Annotated in this window: 18 protein-coding genes; 14 read left to right on the top strand and 4 right to left on the bottom strand. The window is 41.4% G+C overall.

All coding sequences use genetic code 11. The annotated features are described in order from the left end of the window. The first annotated feature begins 62 nt into the window (after positions 1 to 62). The 4 genes from J0X14_RS15425 (at position 63) to J0X14_RS15410 (ending at position 3,572) form a co-directional block, all read left to right on the top strand. Positions 63 to 905 carry a universal stress protein gene (locus J0X14_RS15425; protein ID WP_207098710.1) on the top strand — a complete coding sequence of 281 codons (843 nt, stop codon included), beginning with the start codon at positions 63 to 65 and terminating at the stop codon, positions 903 to 905. Positions 906 to 984: 79 nt separating this feature from the next. Next, entirely contained in the window at positions 985 to 1,830 is an 846-nt protein-coding gene (locus J0X14_RS15420) for a universal stress protein (protein ID WP_207098709.1), read from the top strand. Between the two features lie 17 nt (positions 1,831 to 1,847). After that, complete coding sequence (locus J0X14_RS15415) at positions 1,848 to 2,699, top strand: universal stress protein (protein WP_207098708.1); 852 nt, start codon at positions 1,848 to 1,850, stop codon at positions 2,697 to 2,699. A gap of 18 nt (positions 2,700 to 2,717) precedes the next feature. Beyond that, a complete protein-coding gene (locus J0X14_RS15410; RefSeq protein ID WP_207098707.1) occupies positions 2,718 to 3,572 on the top strand; it encodes a universal stress protein in 855 nt (284 codons plus the stop codon). Between the two features lie 18 nt (positions 3,573 to 3,590). Here the strand turns inward: J0X14_RS15410 and trxA are convergent, their stop codons facing one another. After that, positions 3,591 to 3,890, bottom strand: coding sequence for a thioredoxin (trxA, locus tag J0X14_RS15405; protein WP_207098706.1), 300 nt, complete (start codon positions 3,888 to 3,890; stop codon positions 3,591 to 3,593). Between the two features lie 109 nt (positions 3,891 to 3,999). Between trxA and J0X14_RS15400 the strand changes: the two genes are divergently transcribed. From J0X14_RS15400 to J0X14_RS15375, 6 genes are all read left to right on the top strand, one after another. Further along, positions 4,000 to 4,842 (top strand): universal stress protein, encoded by an 843-nt coding sequence (locus J0X14_RS15400; RefSeq protein ID WP_207098705.1) that lies wholly within the window; start codon positions 4,000 to 4,002, stop codon positions 4,840 to 4,842. A gap of 10 nt (positions 4,843 to 4,852) precedes the next feature. Then, positions 4,853 to 5,665 carry a universal stress protein gene (locus tag J0X14_RS15395; RefSeq protein ID WP_207098704.1) on the top strand — a complete coding sequence of 271 codons (813 nt, stop codon included), beginning with the start codon at positions 4,853 to 4,855 and terminating at the stop codon, positions 5,663 to 5,665. A gap of 74 nt (positions 5,666 to 5,739) precedes the next feature. After that, on the top strand, positions 5,740 to 6,144 hold the full coding sequence (locus J0X14_RS15390) for a hypothetical protein (protein ID WP_207098703.1): 405 nt from the start codon (positions 5,740 to 5,742) through the stop codon (positions 6,142 to 6,144). A gap of 61 nt (positions 6,145 to 6,205) precedes the next feature. After that, positions 6,206 to 6,646, top strand: coding sequence for an Hsp20/alpha crystallin family protein (locus J0X14_RS15385; RefSeq protein WP_207098702.1), 441 nt, complete (start codon positions 6,206 to 6,208; stop codon positions 6,644 to 6,646). A 52-nt stretch (positions 6,647 to 6,698) separates the two neighbouring features. Next, the gene (locus J0X14_RS15380) at positions 6,699 to 7,142 is read left to right on the top strand and encodes a hypothetical protein (protein ID WP_207098701.1); all 444 of its coding nucleotides are present in this window, start codon (positions 6,699 to 6,701) and stop codon (positions 7,140 to 7,142) included. Between the two features lie 54 nt (positions 7,143 to 7,196). Then, positions 7,197 to 8,204, top strand: a complete 1,008-nt coding sequence (locus J0X14_RS15375; RefSeq protein WP_207098700.1) for a 2-hydroxyacid dehydrogenase — start codon at positions 7,197 to 7,199, stop codon at positions 8,202 to 8,204. Here J0X14_RS15375 and cls read toward each other — a convergent pair. The 3 genes from cls to ppdK form a co-directional block, all read right to left on the bottom strand. Continuing rightward, positions 8,199 to 9,605, bottom strand: coding sequence for a cardiolipin synthase (gene cls / locus J0X14_RS15370; RefSeq protein ID WP_207098794.1), 1,407 nt, complete (start codon positions 9,603 to 9,605; stop codon positions 8,199 to 8,201). The genes J0X14_RS15375 and cls overlap by 6 nt on opposite strands. A gap of 95 nt (positions 9,606 to 9,700) precedes the next feature. Continuing rightward, complete coding sequence (locus tag J0X14_RS15365) at positions 9,701 to 11,431, bottom strand: alpha/beta hydrolase-fold protein (protein ID WP_207098699.1); 1,731 nt, start codon at positions 11,429 to 11,431, stop codon at positions 9,701 to 9,703. A 111-nt stretch (positions 11,432 to 11,542) separates the two neighbouring features. Next, positions 11,543 to 14,269 carry a pyruvate, phosphate dikinase gene (gene ppdK, locus J0X14_RS15360; protein ID WP_207098698.1) on the bottom strand — a complete coding sequence of 909 codons (2,727 nt, stop codon included), beginning with the start codon at positions 14,267 to 14,269 and terminating at the stop codon, positions 11,543 to 11,545. A gap of 345 nt (positions 14,270 to 14,614) precedes the next feature. Between ppdK and J0X14_RS15355 the strand changes: the two genes are divergently transcribed. From J0X14_RS15355 to J0X14_RS15340, 4 genes are all read left to right on the top strand, one after another. Next, positions 14,615 to 15,217, top strand: a complete 603-nt coding sequence (locus tag J0X14_RS15355; RefSeq protein ID WP_207098697.1) for a YceI family protein — start codon at positions 14,615 to 14,617, stop codon at positions 15,215 to 15,217. Between the two features lie 36 nt (positions 15,218 to 15,253). Then, the gene (locus J0X14_RS15350; protein WP_207098696.1) at positions 15,254 to 16,516 is read left to right on the top strand and encodes a hypothetical protein; all 1,263 of its coding nucleotides are present in this window, start codon (positions 15,254 to 15,256) and stop codon (positions 16,514 to 16,516) included. A gap of 83 nt (positions 16,517 to 16,599) precedes the next feature. Further along, positions 16,600 to 17,199, top strand: a complete 600-nt coding sequence (locus J0X14_RS15345) for a YceI family protein (RefSeq protein WP_207098695.1) — start codon at positions 16,600 to 16,602, stop codon at positions 17,197 to 17,199. Positions 17,200 to 17,347: 148 nt separating this feature from the next. Continuing rightward, positions 17,348 to 19,315, top strand: a complete 1,968-nt coding sequence (locus J0X14_RS15340) for a sulfatase-like hydrolase/transferase (protein ID WP_207098694.1) — start codon at positions 17,348 to 17,350, stop codon at positions 19,313 to 19,315. Positions 19,316 to 19,331: the final 16 nt, after the last annotated feature.

The raw sequence follows: 19,331 nt of genomic DNA, 5'->3' as shown, positions 1-19,331 counted from the left end.
ATGACATTTATCATTCCATGAAAAATTTGGAATGATAAACTTGCACCGTCATTTAGTGGGTTATGAAAAACATTTTGATCCCTGTAGATTTTTCATCAAATTCCAAGAATGCTTTACAGTATGCCCAAGTCTTGTTCAGTTCTGTAGAGTGCAATTTTTATGTGCTTTATGTCGGGACACTTTTGGACACACAAAAGGATTCAATTAGCGGTTCAAATAAAAGGGCCAAAGACATGCCTGGTGAAAGCACCAAAGAGATATTGATGGATTTGGTGGAGGAGCTTAAAGGGCACAGCACAGAAGCAAACCACTATTTCTATGCCCTTCATGAGTATGGATTTTTTATACAGAGTATAAAAAGGAATTTGGAGGAACATCAAATCGATTTAATTGTAATGGGCACCAAAGGCGCTTCCGGAATTAAGGAAAAAGTTGTGGGAAGCAATGCAGGGGACGTCATTACAAAAGTGCAGTGCAATACATTGGTAATTCCTGAAGAGGTTGTTTTTTCAAAGCCTAGTGAGATAGCTTTCCCCACGGATTTTAATATTTTCTACTCACACGGAATTTTAAGTTCTATGGCCGAAATGTTGCAATTGGGCAGTGGCAAATTCAGAATAATGAATGCTCTGAAAGATGGCGATTTGCTCAGTATGGAACAAGAAACAAATAAGGAATACCTGTTTGATTATTTGGAAGAGACATTCCCAGACAGATACAGTTTTCATACCATCACTAATAAAAGTGTAAAATCTGCCATTCAATGTTTTGTTGAAAGTAGGGATATTGAAATGATCATAATGGTGGCCAAAAACCTGAATTTCATACAGCAAATATTGTTCGACTCCATTGTGGAAAAAATCAGTTTTCATACCAAAATCCCATTTTATGTGATCCACGAATAGGGATTCTTGTCTCTTCCGGGTTGACCAAAATCATTTTTTACCGTTCCAAGCACAGCTATCTTTGGAAAAAGAGGTCATCATGAGAACGGTACTCATTCCCACAGATTTTTCAAAAAATGCATTGCATGCAATGCAGTATGCACAGGAACTCTACAAATGTGAGCGCACTTGTTTTTTTATTCTACATACCTATATGGATGAGGTGTATGTAGCCTACAAAACTGCTCCTACTGAAAATAGGGAAACACAAAAAGAAGAAAAGAAAAAGGAATCGGAGAAAAAATTGGACAATCTGGTGCAAACCGTTATGGGAAATCCCTCAAACCCATTACACAATTTTGAGGTGGTCACTTCCTTTGATAGCCTTGTGGATGGCATCAATGATTTTGTAAACGAGATGAACATTGACCTGGTCATCATGGGAACAAAAGGGGAGACCAGTGATCACAAGACCACTTTTGGCAGTTACACCATAGAGGTTTTTAAGTATGTAAAGTGCCCCGTTTTGGCCATTCCAAAGGATTTTGAATATAAACAGCCCAAGACCATTCTTTTCCCCACAGATTACATGCTGCCCTATAAACGTAGGGAATTAAAACTCTTGGGCGACTTGGCCGGCAAGTTCAAGTCTGAGGTTCATTGCCTGTATTTTACAGATTTTGAGGACCTCAGTCCCAGACAGGAGGACAACAAACGGTTTTTGGAAGATGCACTTTCCAAAGCCTACTTGTCCTTTGAGACCACATCGGTAAAAAACAAAGCGGACGCCATTATGGATTATATAGAAAAAAGGGAGGTAGGCATGTTGGTCATGGTAAATTCCAGACATTCCTTTTTTGAAGATATGCTGTACCGTTCCACTGTTGATTTACTTGGACTGAAAGTGAAGATTCCATTTTTAGTCATGCAAAATCTTAATCGATGAATGTTAAAGACTAGGAGATGAAAAATATACTCTTACCCACTGATTTTTCCAAAGATGCTTGGAATGCCATTTTCATGGCTGTTAAGCTTTATGCCGAATTAGAATGCAAATTTTATGTATTGCATGCTTATGAGCCCAAAAAAGAGAATATTGCAGGATTTAAAAGCAGTACAAGGGCAGGAGTGGTGTACCAATCCCTGTCCGAAGCCTCATTGGGTCAACTTGGGGAGATTATGGAATATTTAGAGGAAAACCATAAGAACCCGAAGCATAGTTTTGATAAGATTTCCATGGCCGGAGGGCTGGTAGAGACCATTCGCGACCTCATTCCAAAGTACGATATTGATACCATTGTTATGGGAACCAAAGGTTCAACCGGTGCCAAAGAAATTTTTATGGGCAGTAATGCCGTAAAAGTTTTAAAGCATATTAAAAACTGTACAATTCTAGTGGTCCCTGAATCGTATGATTTCCAAAAATTGGAATCGCTGGTTTTCCCAACCGAGTATGCCCATTTTTTTCCAAAAAATGTACTCCGTCCTCTACTGCAGTTGGTTAAACTTTGGAGCTCCAAAGTCAAGGTATTCCATGTAGCACAAACCTTCAGTCTATCAGATAGACAAAAGGCAAATAAGGAAATCTTGAAGAAACGGTTTGAAGCCCATCCCACTTCCTTTCATAAAGTGGTAATAAAAACTACAGTGGCTGAGGCCATACGGCACTTTGCGGAAGAGGAGAGGACCGACCTGATTGTGCTCACCAACTATTCCCATGATTTTTTTGATAGGCTGACGCAGGAACCCGTGGTAAAAAATGTAACTTTTAGAACCGAAATCCCTTTGATGGTACTACCAGATTTTCAGGGATAACAGAGAAACAATAAAGACATGAAACGAATTGTATTGCCTACCGATTTCTCCAAAAATGCATGGAATGCCATTCTATATGCGCTGTCCATCTTTAAAGGTGTGGAATGTGAATTCTTTATTGTGAATGCCTACCAAGTGGGGTCTTCGGACTTGGCTACCAAAATGGGCAGGGCCAACGATACCCGTTTGTTCCGTTTGATGAAGGAGCAATCGGAACGGGAACTCAAGAGAGTTTTGGAAAAAATCAAAGAAGTCAACAGCAATCCCAAGCACAGTTTCAAAACCATGTCCGTTGTGGATAATCTTGTCAATGCCGTTGGGAAGACGGTCTACAACAAAGAAATCGATTACATTATTATGGGGACCAAAGGGGCGTCTGGGCTCAAAGAAGTGTTTATGGGCAGCAATACATATAAAATCATCAATGAAATTGATTTCTGTCCAATTATAGCCGTTCCAGAAGAATTTCAGGCCAAGGATTCCATTGGTGCCATTGTATTGGCAACGGGGTATGAGCACCTTTTTGAAACCTATGAACTAAATCCCCTTTTAAAGTTGGCAGAGCTGTTTGACTCTGAAATATGGGTGACCTATGCTGGAAATCCTGAAGAATTTACTTCTCAGCAGCTTGCGTCGAAAAAAGCCATGGAAAAGAAGCTGAAAAGTGTAAAACACAAATTTGTTGAAGTGGAAAAAGGAAGTTCAATACATGGTGCCATTCAAAACACCATAGCCGAAAACAAAGCGGTGGATATGGTGGCCATGATCAATTATGGCCATGGATTTTTTGATAAACTCACCCATGAGGCCGTAATCAAAAAAGTCTCCTTTAATACCCAAGTACCTTTTTTGGTGTTGCATCTGTTTGAGTAACCAGAAATATTAATCGATCTACATAAAGGATTTTACCACTTGTACAATCTCTGACTTTTGGAGCACCCCAGATTGTCGCCAAAGCTGTTCACCTTTTTTAAACAACAGCATGGTGGGTACACCCCGCACTTGATACTTGCTGGCCAAGGACTGGTTTTTGTCCACATCAATCTTTACAATCTTTACAGAGTCGCCCAATTCATCCTTCACTTGTTTGAGGATGGGTGCCAACATTTTACAAGGACCACACCATTCTGCGGAAAAGTCAATCAGCACCAATTGATCAGCGTCTATAAGAGCATTAAAATTTCCTTTCATGGATACTACATTTTGATAATGCAATTTATGAATTCCCTTTTTTTAGGAGTTGATGAAAATCATGGTTTAAGAGGGAACAGTGCTGTAGATTTGATAAAATTAGCACGCCATGATGAGAATTATATTGCCCACGGATTTTTCAGAGAATGCCTTCAATGCCATTGAATATGCAGCCATATTGTTCAAGGATATCACGTGCATTTTTTATCTTTTGCATGCCTATACGCCGCCCATTTATCGTGTGGATTATGCGTTGGGGAGCCCTGGCCAGTTAGGACTTCCCGATGACCATAAGTACAATGCGGAGAACACTTTGGAGATAATTCGAAAACGGATTAAGGCAAAGTACGATAACCCCATACACGAATATGTGACCCATGCAGCCTTTAATACCTTGGAAGATGAGGTCAAGACCATGGTCAACAAAGAAAATATAGATTTGGTCATTATGGGAACCCAGGGCGCAACAGGGGCTAGAGAGATATTGTTCGGATCAAATACAGTGCATGTCCTTAATAAAGCTGTTGTTCCGATTTTGGCTATTCCATCCGATTATGGGTTTAATCCGCCAAAGCGAATATTGTTCCCAACGGATTATGAGGTTAACTATTCGAAAACTGATTTAGATTTTTTGTTGAAGTTGTCAAAATCATGGGGCTCCAAACTGCATGTGATGCATGTATCCCCGCCAGATGGTCTTACATCTCTACAGAAAAAGAATAAAACCAGTCTTGAGAAATTGGTGCAGGAAAATGACCATCAAATCTATGATCTGCCTGATCAGGAACTCATTGAGGCCATAAATCTATTTCAGGAAGAGCTGCCCGTTGATATGTTGGTCATGGTAAAAAACAAGCACTCCTTTTTGGAACGCCTTTTTGTGGAACCTGTAATTAGAAATATAGGACTGCACAGCAAAATTCCCTTTTTGGTGCTTCCGTACAACCTTTAACCCGTAAGCCATGTTACAGATCTTAGTGCCCACCGACTTTTCCAACAATTCATACAATGCCTTGTTTTACGCCGCTCAATTGTTCAAAGAGGAGAAATGTAGTTTCCATATTGTGAATGTTTGTGGTAATGAAGCCGATTCAAAAATTGAGGAAGCCAAGATAGCGTCTGCCCAAGGTCTCGATGCCATCTGTCACAGGCTGGTCAGGGATGTTGGAAAGAACAAAAAACATCAACTAAAAAAAGTCTCCTTATGTTCAAATGTGACCACAGGGGTTTCCGATTATGCGGAAAAACATAAGGTAGATCTTATGGTAATCGGAAACAAGGCAAAGGAAGAGGTGAAACATATTTTGTTGGGGACCAATGCCATGCAGTTGGTTCGTGAGGTCACCACTTGCCCCATATTGATTGTTCCTTTGGAAATAGACTTTAAAAATGTGCAGAAAATGGCTTTTATCTCCAATTATAGTAATCCAATAGTAGAGAAGAACATTCGCGCCTTACAATTTTTTCAAACGATTACAGATTGCGCCATAGTGCCCATGAGTATTGATGATGGAAAAGGGGACAAGATTGTTTTGGAACATAAAGGCAGTTTTATGAAGGCCTTCTCCAATATATCCAAAGAGGTGGTATTGCCTGTTTTTGAGGACAAGACCAAGACCATTTTGGAGTTTGTGGACCTTTGGAGCATAGATATGCTCTGTATGGTATATTACCCACATCATTTTTTCTTGGAGTTTATCGGCAATGGAATCATTAAGGAACTGAACACAAAACTGTCCGTCCCATTTTTGATCTTACCCCATCAGGCAAATTGATTTAAATCATTTCACAAGAACCAACCAAGCTTTACATTCATGGTTAAATTAAAATTGATGAAAAGGATTGGGTCATGGTTGTACAGAACAAAATAGAAGATCTCCACATTGAGTTACAAAACTGGAAGTCCCATCTTCAGTTCATCGAGGATGAAATGTCCTTTATTCAGAAGTTGTTGAATTCGTATGTTTTTGAACCCAGGACTCCCAATTTGTTTGAGCGACTGGAACAGTTTAAGCAGGGGTTCGCAGAATCAAAAAAGGAAAAGGAGCGGCTTAAAAAACTGATTTGTGGGCATGAAAGCCATTTGGGAGGCATCTTTGAGTGTACCGCTAAGACCTGTGACGACAAATACTACGAAAAGCACAACAAATTACAGAATAGGGTCTCGCAATTTTTGGACGATTACCTAAACCTCAAAACCAAGGTGTACGGTTATGCGGGATCTGTATTAAAACGAAGGAAGCCCGTGGATTGATGACTACCATTCCACGGTGAATGTTTTTAAACTAAGGTTCATTAATCTAAAACCCATAATTATGTCACTTGTTAAATTTAATGGAAAACGGTTTCCATGGAATGAAAGCTTGGTCGATTTCTTTAATCGAGATGCATTTATTGACGATGATTTCTTCAATTTGGAAAAATCAAGCCCCTCAATGAATGTGAAGGAGCATGATGGTGATTTTGAAATTGAGATTGCGGCCCCTGGGTTCGAAAAAAAAGATTTTGAGATCACCATGAAGGATGACATCTTGGAAGTTTCCGCCAAAAAAAGCAAAGAGGAAACCGAAAAAGATGAGGAATACACCCGAAGAGAGTTCAACTATAGTGCGTTTACTAGAACCATGCAGTTGCCCAATTCGGTGGATCGTTCCAAAGAGGTAAAAGCAACCTATAAAAATGGTATTCTAAACCTTAACCTTCTTAAAATGGAGGAAGCCAAGGAAAACCAAAAAAAGGTCATTGAGGTTGTCTAGTTAGGAACACGCGGCAAATGGTTCACCATTTGCCGCAACAATACTAAAAGCTATGAAATCAAAAACCCACAAAGGAACCTTTAGGGAGTGGTTCAGCGCAGAGGAACTACATGAAGAATCCAAAAAATGGTGCTCGGAACTCAAATTTGCCAGGGACGAACAAAAATTCTTGGACAGCATGATCAAGGATTATACATTGGACATACTGGATTCTGATATGTTCAATACTGTGCAGCCCGTTGTTGAATCTCTGAAAAAGTCCGAGTCAGAATTGATCAAAATCTTCAAAAAAGTCCAGTTGCACGAGAACCAGCTACAAATCATGGTCGATGATGTAGATCAAAGCAAGATGGAAAATGCCTATTTGGATACCCATTCAGAATTGTCTAAGGAACTGGCATCCTACTTTGATAAATATCGCGATGCCAAGACCAAGATTTTTGATATTGTATCCCAGGTCATCAAAAGAAAAAAACAAAAAAGACTACTCAACTAAACATGGCCTCCTCCTGTAGCAACACGAGAGGGCTTTGTTTATAATGCATCGGTGATGAAAGTACTAGTATATAGCGCAAAGGATTTTGAGATTGGTAACATTAAAAAGGCTAATGATGGTAAGCATAAGATTACTTTTGTGCCAGATGCATTGAATTCCAATACGGCGGTCATGGCGGCAGGTTATGAAGCCATTTCCATTTTTTCCAATGATGATGCTTCTTTGGTGGTGCTCGAAATTTTAAAAGATTTGGGGGTGAAGTATATCACTTTAAGAGCAACAGGATACAACAATGTCAGCATTAAATCAGCAAAGCGGATTGGTCTTAGAGTGGCCTATGCCCCAGAATATTCACCACACGCCATTGCAGAGCATACCGTAGGTTTACTGTTGGCATTGAACCGAAAACTGATTCAGGCCAATGTTCAGGTCCACCAGCACAACTTTTTATTGGATGATTTGGTGGGTTTTGATCTAAACGGAAAAACTGTGGGAGTTTTTGGAACTGGGCGGATTGGTTCCATTGTTGTAAAGATCCTCCATGCATTTGGTTGCAAACTATTGGCCAATGATGTTCAAAAGAACCAATATCTGGAGAACCATTATGATCTTGAGTACGTAAGTTTGGAAGCGTTGTGTAAAAAATCGGACATTGTCAGTATCAATGCTCCGCTTACTTACGACACTCACCATGTTTTTAGAAACTCCTTGCTAAAAGTAATGAAGAAGGATGCCCTGCTGATCAATACGGCCCGGGGCGCCATTGTAAAGACGAAGGACGTTATCCAAGCTCTCAAAAATGGAAAACTGGCAGGCTATGCTGCCGATGTGTATGAGGCCGAAGAGGGTATTTTCTTCAAGGATAACAGTACCACGGGGATAAAGGATGAGCAACTTTTGGAACTCCTTTCATTGCCCAATGTACTTTTAACTCCACACCAAGCCTTTGCCACTAAGGAAGCCCTGACTCGAATTGCGGAAACCACCGTATATAACTTAGATTGCTGGCAAGAGGGCAGGAGCTGTAAAAATGAATTGGGCTATGAAACCTTTGTTTCATAAAAGTGGACTCAGCAATTTGGCAAAACCTTCAATCAATTTTTTAAACCAATGTCTTTGTTTGTATTTTCCATAATCAGCAAGTATTATGGATTTTTCGCAATCTTTTAAAAAATTGGATTTCATCTGTTGGCAAAGTTTTTCATCATAAACAAAAACTTGGGCCTCATAATTTTGTTGGAGACTTCTATTGTCCAAATTTGCGGTTCCAATGCTGGCAATCTCATCATCGCATAGCATTACCTTGCTATGCAAAAAGCCATCAGCATACAAATGAATTTTGATGCCAGCCTTTAAGTAAGATTCAAAATAGGCCCTAACACACCAATCCACCAGTTTAATATCTGTTGTGCTGGACATGAGAATCCTAACATCCACACCACTTAATGCAGCGGTCATAAGCGCCTGTAAAATGGCATGATTCGGAATGATGTATGGGTTTACGATGTAGAGATACCTTTTAGCACTATTTATGATGGAAAAATACACCTGCTCCATCACATCAAAATCATCATCCGGACCACTTGGAACTATCTGTAGTGAATATCCTTTCTCTGGAGTGGGGAATGTCTTAAATGTTGAAATATCCACATGGTTTCCACTGGCCAAAAACCAATCTTTGATGAAGGTCTTATTCAAAAAACCAACAGCCTCGCCTTCAATTTTTAGATGGGTGTCATGCCACTTTCCAAGGGCAGGGTCTCCCTTTAAATACTTGTCAGACACATTGATTCCCCCAGTGAACCCAACTTTGTTGTCAATAACAATAATTTTTCTATGGTTCCTATAATTCAGGGAGCTTAGGAACCTACCAAATTTAAAGGGAAGAAACTGTGCAGTTTTCACACCTATTTCCTTGAGTTTTTTCAAATATTTTTTGCTCAATGAATAACTGCCAATGCCATCGTACAAAAGGCGGATGGTAACGTTTTCCGCTATCTTCCTTTCAAACACTTGAAGAAGTTTATCGGCCAATTCCCCGTCCTCAAAGATGTAATATTGTAGGTGAATGTGCTCTTTGGCTTCCTCCAATGCTTCAAAAATACTTTCAAAAGTGTTTTTCCCATCTTTTAGCAACTCCAGATCATTATGACAGGTAACAGGGCACCAAGAAGTATTGTTGATCAGTTGGGTGATTTTAAGTTTATTTGCCGAAACCTCGGGAGCGCAATGTATGGAGTCGGTAGTATTTTCTGAGTCAAACCGACTTTTTAAAGAGAACATTTTGTTCTTTCTCCTGTTTCGTCCAAATAAGATGTAAAGAAGAACACCTCCCACAGGAATTGTGAATATAGCCAAAAGCCATGCTAAGGTTTTACTTGGCCTGACCCCATTGAATAATAGACTTACTACCATTGTTAGTGCAACAAGGACATAAAGAGCAATAAGAATGGGTATCAGCATCTGATCCATAAAACAAATATAAATCACTTATCACTGGCCTGCATTGAGCTGTGTCAGTAGGGCACTTGCCTTATTTTCCGAATAATTGAAGCCTCCTATTGGTATCTCCAACTCTTTAAATCGGCGCCTTGGGGTGCGCTTTTGGCTATCCGTTCCATGATTTTTGGTACGTACATGGAATTGTACCGTAACCGACTGATGGCATTGGGCTCATTTGGGTCGCCGTTCCAGCAGTGTTCTGCACGGTCACCATACAATACTTCGCCCTCATAATAGGGCTCTGTGGTACTTTCCAAAAAATCTTCCATTAAATAGACGGCGTTATTGAGGTAGTAGTTGTCCATATCACCACAGTAAATATGGATTTTGCCTCGTAATTGTGGGCCCAATTTGTCCCAATCACGCTCTAGGATATGGCGCAAGTCGTAATTTTCCTTCCAATATTCGGCCACCTCGTGGTCAATATCTCCGGTCATTTTGTCCCAGATTCGAACTGGATAGCCATCATCACCTTGGGGTGAGTAGGTGGCCTCCCAAATATCCCATTGTTGCCCTGATCGGGATTTGTCGCCCAAAACCAGCTCTAAATGGTTGCCTTGCCGTAAGGTGGATTGAATGTCGCCCAGATAATTTCGATGTGCTGGCACCTCCAATTTTTTGTGTGGGGCATCATAGTAATACGCATTATCATCCTCATAAATATTGGTGAGGCAATACGCCCTAAAATCGATGGGGTCTGGGCAGGCAGCAAAACAGCCATTGTATTCTTCAGGATATTTTACCTGCACGGCCAGGGCTTCCCAGCCTCCAGTGGAACCTCCATACAAGAAACGGGACCAACCTTCACCCATGCCTCGGAATTGCTTTTCTATTTCAGGTATCAATTCGTAGGTAATAGCATCCCCGTATGGTCCTTGACTTGCAGAATTGACCGCATAGGAATCATCATAGTAGGGGGTAGGGTGTTGAATTTCAATAATAAGAAAACGAGGGAAGTCCGGTTCATTCCATCGTTGGTAAAAATCGTAGGCTTCTTGTTGTTGTATGATGTTGTAACCGTCCAAATCAAATCGCGCAGAATACTCCGGTTCCAAGTTGGGGTCTGGTGGGGTAGTGCGGAAGCCACCAAAGTCACTTGGGAAATGCCCATGGAAGACCATCAGTGGATATTTTGCCTCGGGATGCTCATCAAAACCTTTGGGCAACAATACATGAGCTCCCAAATAGATATCCCTTCCGTAGAATTCCGATAATTTTTCGGATTTCACCTTGATGTGTTTTATCCATTCCGTATCCTCTGGCTCTGGAATTGGCGGAATTTCTTGGTCCATCACTAAAGAAACGTTCTCAATCCCATTTTCACCAACGGTTATTTTAAAAGGTTTGCTGTATAAATTGCCGGGGGAAATATTCCAACGCTGCCCTTCTCCATTGTCCATGGGCAGTTTTACGGTATGCCCCGTGGATAAGTCGAAGGTTTCATACACATGCAAAAGCGCTTGAGCATGATATTCCCCAGGAGGTACCTCGCTTAAACTGGAATAGGGGTATCCAAAAATGGATTCATCAAAAACGATGGATTCGCCGGGAGCCATACCATCCACATTCATACCAAAGATGAGTTGTGTATTTAGGCCATCATTGATTTGAAAACGGGGTTCTTTACTATCGTCTGTGGAAAGCATCAATAGCAATCTACCATCATTATTTTCAGAACTTGCGGATTCATCAAAACTTACCGCGATATTGTATTTTGAACTATCAGTTGGACCGCAGGAAATCAAGAATAGAAAACAACTAAAAAAGAGAGCGAAGAATTTGGTCATGGTGGTTGATTTTTAAAGGTTTAAGATAGTCCATTCCCACCATAAACAAAAGAATCCCCGGCTTTTTAATTCTTTCAAAACCGGGGATTCAACCAAGTAAAAGTCGATTGGTCAATTCTCATTTAAAGCTGCTTGTGCTGCGGCAACTCTAGCAATAGGCACCCTAAAGGGTGAGCAGCTCACATAGTTCATGCCCACTTTTTGGCAGAAACCTACAGAGCTGGGTTCGCCACCATGCTCCCCACAGATGCCTACCTTAAGGCCAGGGTGGCTTTCTCTACCCCTTTGGGTACCTAGTTCAATGAGTTGTCCAACACCTTCTTGGTCAAGAATCTCAAAAGGATCGGCCTTTAAGATTCCTTTTTCAAGGTAGACAGGCAAGAATTTACCTGAATCATCCCTTGAATAACCAAAGGTCATTTGGGTTAGGTCATTGGTTCCGAAGGAGAAGAAATCGGCATGTTTGGCAATTTCATCGGCCACCAAGGTCGCCCTTGGGGTCTCCATCATGGTACCAACGGAATATTCAACAGAATCTTTACGTTTTTTGAACACCTCTTCTGCAGTTTGGTCAATTATGGCTTTTTGCTGAATGAACTCTTCAACGGTGCCCACCAAGGGAACCATAATCTCTGGTTTGGTATCGATACCTTCTTTTTTCAAGTTCAAGGCGGCTTCCAAAATGGCTTGGGTCTGCATTTCGGTGATTTCAGGATAGGTATTTCCCAAACGACATCCACGGTGTCCCAACATAGGGTTGAATTCTTCCAATTCGGCCACTTTTGTTTTTACCGAGGATAGCGAGATGTGCAAATCCTCGGCCAATTCTTTTTGAGTGGCCAATTGGTGAGGCACAAACTCATGCAATGGAGGGTCCAACAACCGAACGGTCACGGGATATCCTTTCATGGCTCGGAAGATGCCTTCAAAATCGCTACGCTGCATGGGAAGCAGTTCCTTCAAAGCTTGTTTTCTACCCTTTATGGTATCGGCCAAAATCATTTCGCGCATCGCCTTAATTCGGTCCACCTCAAAGAACATATGCTCGGTACGGGTAAGACCAATACCGGTAGCTCCAAAGCTTCGGGCAATCTCTGCATCTTTTGGCGTGTCTGCATTGGTGCGGACTTCCATTTGGGCATAAGCGTCGGAGAGTTTCATCAACTCAGCGAACTCACCAGTTAGCTCAGGCTCTTTAGTAGCGACTTTTCCTTCCAAAATATTTCCGGTGGAACCATTGATGGAAATCCAATCGCCTTCGTGGTATTCGTGGTCGTCAACCTTCAGGGTTCTGGTTTTATAATTGATTTTTAAAGCTCCAGCTCCAGACACACAGCATTTGCCAATACCTCTGGCCACAACCGCAGCGTGAGAGGTCATACCCCCACGAGCAGTTACAATACCTTTGGCAATGTTCATACCTTCCACATCTTCTGGAGAAGTTTCAATACGGACAAGGATACTGTTTTTATACTTTTCAGCCTCATCAGCAAAGAAAACGATTTGTCCTGTTGCAGCACCGGGAGAAGCTGGTAGCCCTTGAGCGACCACTTCAGCTTCTTTTAGAGCATCTGGGTCGAAAATAGGGTGAAGCAATTCATCCAATTTGTGGGGCTCGATGCGATTTAAAGCAGTTTTTTCATCAATAAGGCCTTCTTTTAATAGATCCATGGCAATTTTTACCATGGCTGCACCGGTTCGTTTTCCATTTCGGGTTTGAAGAATCCAGAGTTTACCTTGTTGAATGGTGAACTCCATATCTTGCATGTCCTGATAGTGGGTCTCCAGTTTGTTCTGATATTCGAACAGTTCCTTATAGATTTTTGGCATCAATTCTTCCAAGGAAGGATATTTTTCTTTTCGTTCTTCCTCATCTACTTGGGCAAGTTTACCCCATCGCTGTGAACCCAATAAGGTGATTTGTTGTGGAGTACGTACCCCGGCAACCACATCCTCACCTTGGGCATTGATGAGGTATTCTCCGTTGAACACATTTTCACCGGTTCCGGCATCCCGGGTAAAGCAAACCCCGGTCCCGGAATCTTCACCCATATTACCAAATACCATGGCCTGAACGTTTACAGCGGTACCCCAATCTTCGGGATAACCATGCATTTTTCTATAATAAATGGCTCGGTCACCATTCCAGCTATCAAAAACAGCCAAAATAGCGCCCCACAGTTGGTCCCATGGATTGGTGGGGAAGGGTTTCCCAGTTCTTTTTTTAACGATATCCTTAAAGTCGTATACTAAATCTTGAAGGTCCTGGACGGTAAATTGGGTATCGTGCTCAATTCTTCGTTTATCCTTTAAGTGTTCAATAATTTCTTCAAAAGGGTCCAAATCTTCCTTGGTTTCTGGTTTAAGGCCCATGACCACGCTACTGTACATCTGTATGAATCTTCGATAGGAATCCCATGCAAAACGCTCGTTGCCTGTCATTTTAATGACGCCTTTAATGGACTCATCATTTAATCCAAGGTTGAGAACGGTGTCCATCATCCCAGGCATGGAGACCCGCGCTCCGGAACGGACAGAAATTAATAAGGGATTGTCATCATCGCCAAAAATGGCTCCCATGGTTTCCTCTATATTATTGATAGCGTTACGTACTTCAGGCTCAATATGTTCAATGACAGCCTCTTTGCCATCTTCATTGTACTGTGTGCAAATTTCAGTGGTAATGGTAAACCCTGGGGGTACAGGAATACCAATGCGACTCATTTCCGCCAAATTGGCCCCCTTGCCTCCCAATAGATTTTTCATTTTGCGACTTCCATCTGCTTTTTTATTGCCGAAGGTGTACACGCTGAGGTTATTATCAGTAAGTGTTTCCATTGTTTATCTATTATGATTGTACTTGGTGTTAGAAATCTATATGTAAAAGTAGCAGCTATGCAAACCACAGAACATGATAAAAATCAGGGTTTTGCATATTGACCTTTGCTAGGTTTAAATTCAAGGTGCTGCAAAAAGGAAAACAATGGTATTTGATGCTATTTATTGACTGTTTTTATGGTGACATCGTAAACAGTAATGTGTAATGTGTTGTAAATCAAACATCTATAAGATTTTCATGACATAGATCAGTAAAAACCAACAATTTAGGAAAACACTGACATTTATCATCTTTTAGGAAAACTTCGTGTGTGAACTTTGTCTCGATTTAAAAAACCAAATATTATGCAATCACACAATAAATATCGTCAGTTTTCACTTCGGATAGCTGTCCTAGTAATGGCATTGAGCCTGCTACCCATAACAATCTCTGCCCAGAGCTATACCTTGAACAATAGTGAGGGAGAGCTTACGGTGACGGGAACTTCCACACTTCATGATTGGGAAGAAGTCGCCGAACAAAAATCGGGTTCCATCTCTTTGGACAATTCAGGTGAACTACCAAAAATCAATTCCCTAAAATTTACAGTTGAAGCGGAAAGTTTGAAGAGTGGAAAGGGAGCTATGGACAAGAATACATACAAAGCGCTCAATACAGACGACTACAAGCAAATTGTATTTGAGATGAAGCAAGTAAAAAGCATTTCGCCAGTAGTGTCCACAGCCAACAAATATAAGGTTGTTGCTACCGGAAGCTTGACCATTTCAGGGACCACCAATACCATAGACCTTCCTTTTAATTTAACCATTACTAATGGTAAGGTATTGTTAGAGGGAAAGAAACCCTTAAAAATGACAGATTACAACATTGAACCTCCAAAAGCACTTTTGGGAACAATTACCACAGGTGATGAAATAGAGATTCACTATAACACAGTTTGGAAATAATTAAATTTTTAATACTCAACTAATAAATCTACAACGATGAGAAAATATGTAAAACACGGATTAATGGTAACTGCGTTTTTAGCAGGTGTACTGGGGTATTCACAGAGTCGTCAACTGGACAACTTTAGATCACCCGATAAGAATGGAGTCAATGTTTTTGAAGCTCCCAAGGATACAGTAAGCACCTTTGATGGTGTAAAAGTAAGAGTGGGAGGTTCATCTACCTTACAGTTTCAAGCTTTGGATCATGAGAATTCCGGTGCTGTTGAACTAATCGAAATAGGTGACAACTTTAACCTTGCTACCGCTAACTTGGATTTGGATGTAGCCTTGGCCAAAGGGGTTCGTATGCACTTAAGAACCTATTTGTCTTCTCGCCACCACCCAGAACCTTATGTAAAAGGAGGGTATTTTCAAGTTGATAACTTGGACTTTATCAGCCCTGGGTTTTTGGAAGAAGCCATGAAGTATTTGACCATTAAAGTAGGTCACATGGAGAATAACTATGGTGATACCCACTTTAGAAGAAGTGACAACTCCCAAGCTATGCACAACCCTTTTGTGGGCAACTTAATTATGGATGCATTTACTACAGAAGTTGGTGGAGAGGTATACTATAGAAACAATGGATTTATTGGAATGTTTGGGCTATCCAATGGTAAATTGAACCAAGCTGTTAACAATCCGGGAACTACTGGAGTATCAATCTTGGCCAAGTTGGGTTATGACAAACAATTAAGTGATGACCTGAGATTTAGATTGACAGGATCCATGTATTCCACCTCAAAATCTGCTAGGGTCTATCTCTATAGTGCTGACCGCGCAGGATCTAGATATTATTTGGTGATGGAAGATGTAGATGCTTCAGCAACCAGCAATTTTAGATCAGGTAGATACAATCCAGGATTCAACAACGAGATTACTGCCTTCATGATCAATCCATTTGTAAAATGGAAAGGATTGGAGTTCTTTGGAACCTTTGAAACTGCTTCAGGTAAGACCGATGCTGAGACTGATGACAGGAATGCTACCCAATTGGCTGGTGAATTGATCTATCGATTCGGAAACAATGAAAACTTTTATCTCGGTACCCGGTACAACACTGTAACTTCTGATGACCCATCAGGTTCTGAAGTAACTATTGACAGATTCCAACTGGGAGGCGGGGTATTCTTGACCAAGAACATATTAACCAAGATTGAATATGTCAACCAACAGTACGATGGATATGACCCCACAAGTATCTTTAATGAAGGGCAATTTAATGGCGTTCTTCTTGAAGCCGTGATCAGCTTCTAAATCAAACTGATTGTATAGACCTAGGATGGAAGGTTGACCAAAGTCCTAGGTCTTGCATTTAAAAAATTGTATATTTAGTTATCATGTTACCTTTAGTTCCACATAGCATCAAGAGTTTTTTGGCCGCGTCCATTTTTTTGGTGGCCATGGGTTTTTCAGACCCCGAACGGGAGATGAAGGTTGCTGTTGCTTCCGAAAGTGAAGTGGTCATCTCAGGAACAACCAACATCAATTCGTTCAATTGTAAATACAATTTGCAGCAGCTTGAATTGCCCATCCGAATGGTATATGATGAGCGGGATGATCGCATTCTTTTTCAGAATGCAAAATTGGAGTTGGCCAATGATTGTTTTGACTGTGGCGGAAAAATGATCAATAAAGATTTTAGAGAGTTACTCAAGACCGAATCGCATCCCCAAGTGGAATTGCGCCTTTTGTATGTTGAACCTCCAAAACCGGAAACCAAAGAAATTGGCGTTGGGATGGAAATCATCATAGCAGGAGTTACTCGTCAATACAAAGCAAACCTAAAATGTGAGGATCAAAAGAACATCTGCGTTAACGGTACTTTGGAACTCCGTTTGAGCGACTTTGGTCTGGAACCGCCCCGCAAAGCTTTGGGCATGATAAAAGTGGACAATGATATAAAAGTAAATGTTTCCTTGGTCATTAAGGAAGCTTAGAATTTCATAACTTTTTTCAACTAAAGGCACTGTCAACTAATTGTTGGCGGTGTTTTTTTATTTCCAATAATTTGCCATTTTCACCTCCAAAATCAGGAGAATTTAATACTTTACTAAAGTAATTGTCCATCCTGATAACCAAAGCCTTATGAAAAGTGCATGTTTCCAGATTTTATTTATTTTATTCCTAATCGGGACTTCCCTTAAAGCGCAGGAACGGCCCAATATTGTATTGATTTTTCCAGATAATCTCGGCATGGGTGAAGTAGGGGCGTATGGTGGTGTGAGAGGTGTACCAACCCCAAATATTGACAGAATTGGAGAAGAAGGGATACGATTGACCAATTTTAATGTGGAGTATACCTGTGTTCCTTCTCGGATTGCCATTTTAACCGGAAGATATGCCACTAGAACCGGTGAGAATTACTTTAAAGGCATTCCATTATGGGAGAAGACCATAGCCGAAGGATTAAAATCTGTTGGGTATGCTACCGGTCTCTTCGGAAAATATGATGTGGGGGGACCAAACTGGCAGGGGGTTCGTGAACCCATGCACCAAGGTTTTGATGAATGGTATGGTATCCCAGGAACCAGTCATGTTGCCCAGTTTTCATCCATGGAAGGTTTTGATGAAAACACACACCCCGTTCCCTATATCTGGGAAGGGAAAATAGGGTCTCCTTCCAAAAAGGTGAAACCGTTCAATCTAGAAAACAGACGCACTATAGACCGGGAAGCGGCAGAACGAAGCATAGCTTTCATGCAAAAGAACGTGCAAGAGGGAAAGCCTTTCTTTGTGTATTATCCCATGACCCAATTGCACTTCCCTACGTTACCACACCCAGACAAAATTGGGGAAACGGGTGCGGGGGATATGGGCGATTCCATGGCTGATGTGGACTATAACGTGGGACTTATCCTCTCAGAATTAAAACGGCTGGGTATTGAAGACAATACGTTGGTCATCTGGTGTACTGACAATGGTGCGGAGATGCGAAGGCCATGGCGCGGCAATCCGGGTTCATGGCGGGGGTTCTATAACTCAGCTATGGAGGGAGGAGTACGGACACCTTGTGTTATTCGTTGGCCAGGCCGAATCAAACCTGGGCAAGTCTCCAACGATTTGGTGCACCAAGTGGATTTGTTCGCAACTTTAGCTGCTGCGGCCAATGCACCTGAAATTGTTCCTAAAGACCGGGCCATGGATGGTGTGGACCAACTGCCTTTTTTTGAGGGAAAGCATAAAAATTCAAATCGGGAGAGTGTTCTTTTCATGAATGGATTTGGCAATGTGATGGCGGTAAAGTGGCACGATTGGAAATTGTGGTACAACTTTAAAACAGAAATTCCAGATCCTAATCCCGATAATCTGGTACGCTTATTTGATTTACAGGTGGATCCGAGAGAGGAAACCGATATGAAGGATTACTATCCATGGGTAATTGGAATAATGGACAGTATTGTCAAGGATTATGAGGATTCCTTGGTAAAATACCCAAGAGTCCCCGAAAGCGCCAACGAAGCAGAACCCTATACCCCGGCTCCTGTAGGTTCTGGAAAACCTGTGGAAATTTATACTCGAACGGATAGGGGAGGTATTGGTGAACGCTCCCCGGCTATGGAAAATCCAGATTTTTCTGGAACTTGGTCGACCACCGTACTTCATACTGTATCGGTAATCAATAGAGTGGATACACCCAAAGTCCCGGATTTGGGCAGTGGCTGGGGCGATCAGATTTCAATTCAACAAACCCCAAATCAGCTGAACGTGGAACGAGTGGTCTTTATACCAAGGGAAATTCAGCCTTTGGTCAAGTACCAGTATGCCTTGGATGGTTCCAAAACGGAGAACAAGGTGAATATAGGGCGGTTCAATATAGTGCCAACATCAACAGCAGCATGGAAGGGCAATAAGTTGGAAATTGTAACAATCCATCCTTTCAAGAATCCTAAAAATGGCAATTGGCTGGAAGGTAAGATTACCCAAACCCTTTGGCTGGAACCACCGACCCAAACCCCATGGGAACCAAGATTGATTGTGGAAACCACCAGAGAAGGCGTGTTGGGCGGGTTGACTACAACAAACCGAAGCATTTATACCAAAGGATATCGCTAGGAAAACAGTATATTGT

The organism is Allomuricauda sp. CAU 1633 (assembly GCF_017313225.1).
Taxonomy (GTDB): Bacteria; Bacteroidota; Bacteroidia; order Flavobacteriales; family Flavobacteriaceae; genus Flagellimonas.
This window is presented reverse-complemented; position numbering and strand designations above follow the sequence as displayed.

What these genes read in the sequence shown, in the direction of transcription:
- J0X14_RS15375 (WP_207098700.1), top strand. Translation starts at nt 7,197, where the DNA reads ATGAAAGTACTAGTATATAGCGCAAAGGATTTTGAGATTGGTAACATT.
- J0X14_RS15365 (WP_207098699.1), bottom strand. Translation starts at nt 11,431, where the DNA reads ATGACCAAATTCTTCGCTCTCTTTTTTAGTTGTTTTCTATTCTTGATT.
- J0X14_RS15400 (WP_207098705.1), top strand. Translation starts at nt 4,000, where the DNA reads ATGATGAGAATTATATTGCCCACGGATTTTTCAGAGAATGCCTTCAAT.
- J0X14_RS15390 (WP_207098703.1), top strand. Translation starts at nt 5,740, where the DNA reads ATGGTTGTACAGAACAAAATAGAAGATCTCCACATTGAGTTACAAAAC.
- J0X14_RS15425 (WP_207098710.1), top strand. Translation starts at nt 63, where the DNA reads ATGAAAAACATTTTGATCCCTGTAGATTTTTCATCAAATTCCAAGAAT.
- J0X14_RS15380 (WP_207098701.1), top strand. Translation starts at nt 6,699, where the DNA reads ATGAAATCAAAAACCCACAAAGGAACCTTTAGGGAGTGGTTCAGCGCA.
- J0X14_RS15385 (WP_207098702.1), top strand. Translation starts at nt 6,206, where the DNA reads ATGTCACTTGTTAAATTTAATGGAAAACGGTTTCCATGGAATGAAAGC.
- J0X14_RS15420 (WP_207098709.1), top strand. Translation starts at nt 985, where the DNA reads ATGAGAACGGTACTCATTCCCACAGATTTTTCAAAAAATGCATTGCAT.
- J0X14_RS15345 (WP_207098695.1), top strand. Translation starts at nt 16,600, where the DNA reads ATGTTACCTTTAGTTCCACATAGCATCAAGAGTTTTTTGGCCGCGTCC.
- J0X14_RS15410 (WP_207098707.1), top strand. Translation starts at nt 2,718, where the DNA reads ATGAAACGAATTGTATTGCCTACCGATTTCTCCAAAAATGCATGGAAT.
- J0X14_RS15415 (WP_207098708.1), top strand. Translation starts at nt 1,848, where the DNA reads ATGAAAAATATACTCTTACCCACTGATTTTTCCAAAGATGCTTGGAAT.
- ppdK (WP_207098698.1), bottom strand. Translation starts at nt 14,269, where the DNA reads ATGGAAACACTTACTGATAATAACCTCAGCGTGTACACCTTCGGCAAT.
- J0X14_RS15355 (WP_207098697.1), top strand. Translation starts at nt 14,615, where the DNA reads ATGCAATCACACAATAAATATCGTCAGTTTTCACTTCGGATAGCTGTC.
- trxA (WP_207098706.1), bottom strand. Translation starts at nt 3,890, where the DNA reads ATGAAAGGAAATTTTAATGCTCTTATAGACGCTGATCAATTGGTGCTG.
- J0X14_RS15395 (WP_207098704.1), top strand. Translation starts at nt 4,853, where the DNA reads ATGTTACAGATCTTAGTGCCCACCGACTTTTCCAACAATTCATACAAT.
- J0X14_RS15340 (WP_207098694.1), top strand. Translation starts at nt 17,348, where the DNA reads ATGAAAAGTGCATGTTTCCAGATTTTATTTATTTTATTCCTAATCGGG.
- cls (WP_207098794.1), bottom strand. Translation starts at nt 9,605, where the DNA reads ATGCTGATACCCATTCTTATTGCTCTTTATGTCCTTGTTGCACTAACA.
- J0X14_RS15350 (WP_207098696.1), top strand. Translation starts at nt 15,254, where the DNA reads ATGAGAAAATATGTAAAACACGGATTAATGGTAACTGCGTTTTTAGCA.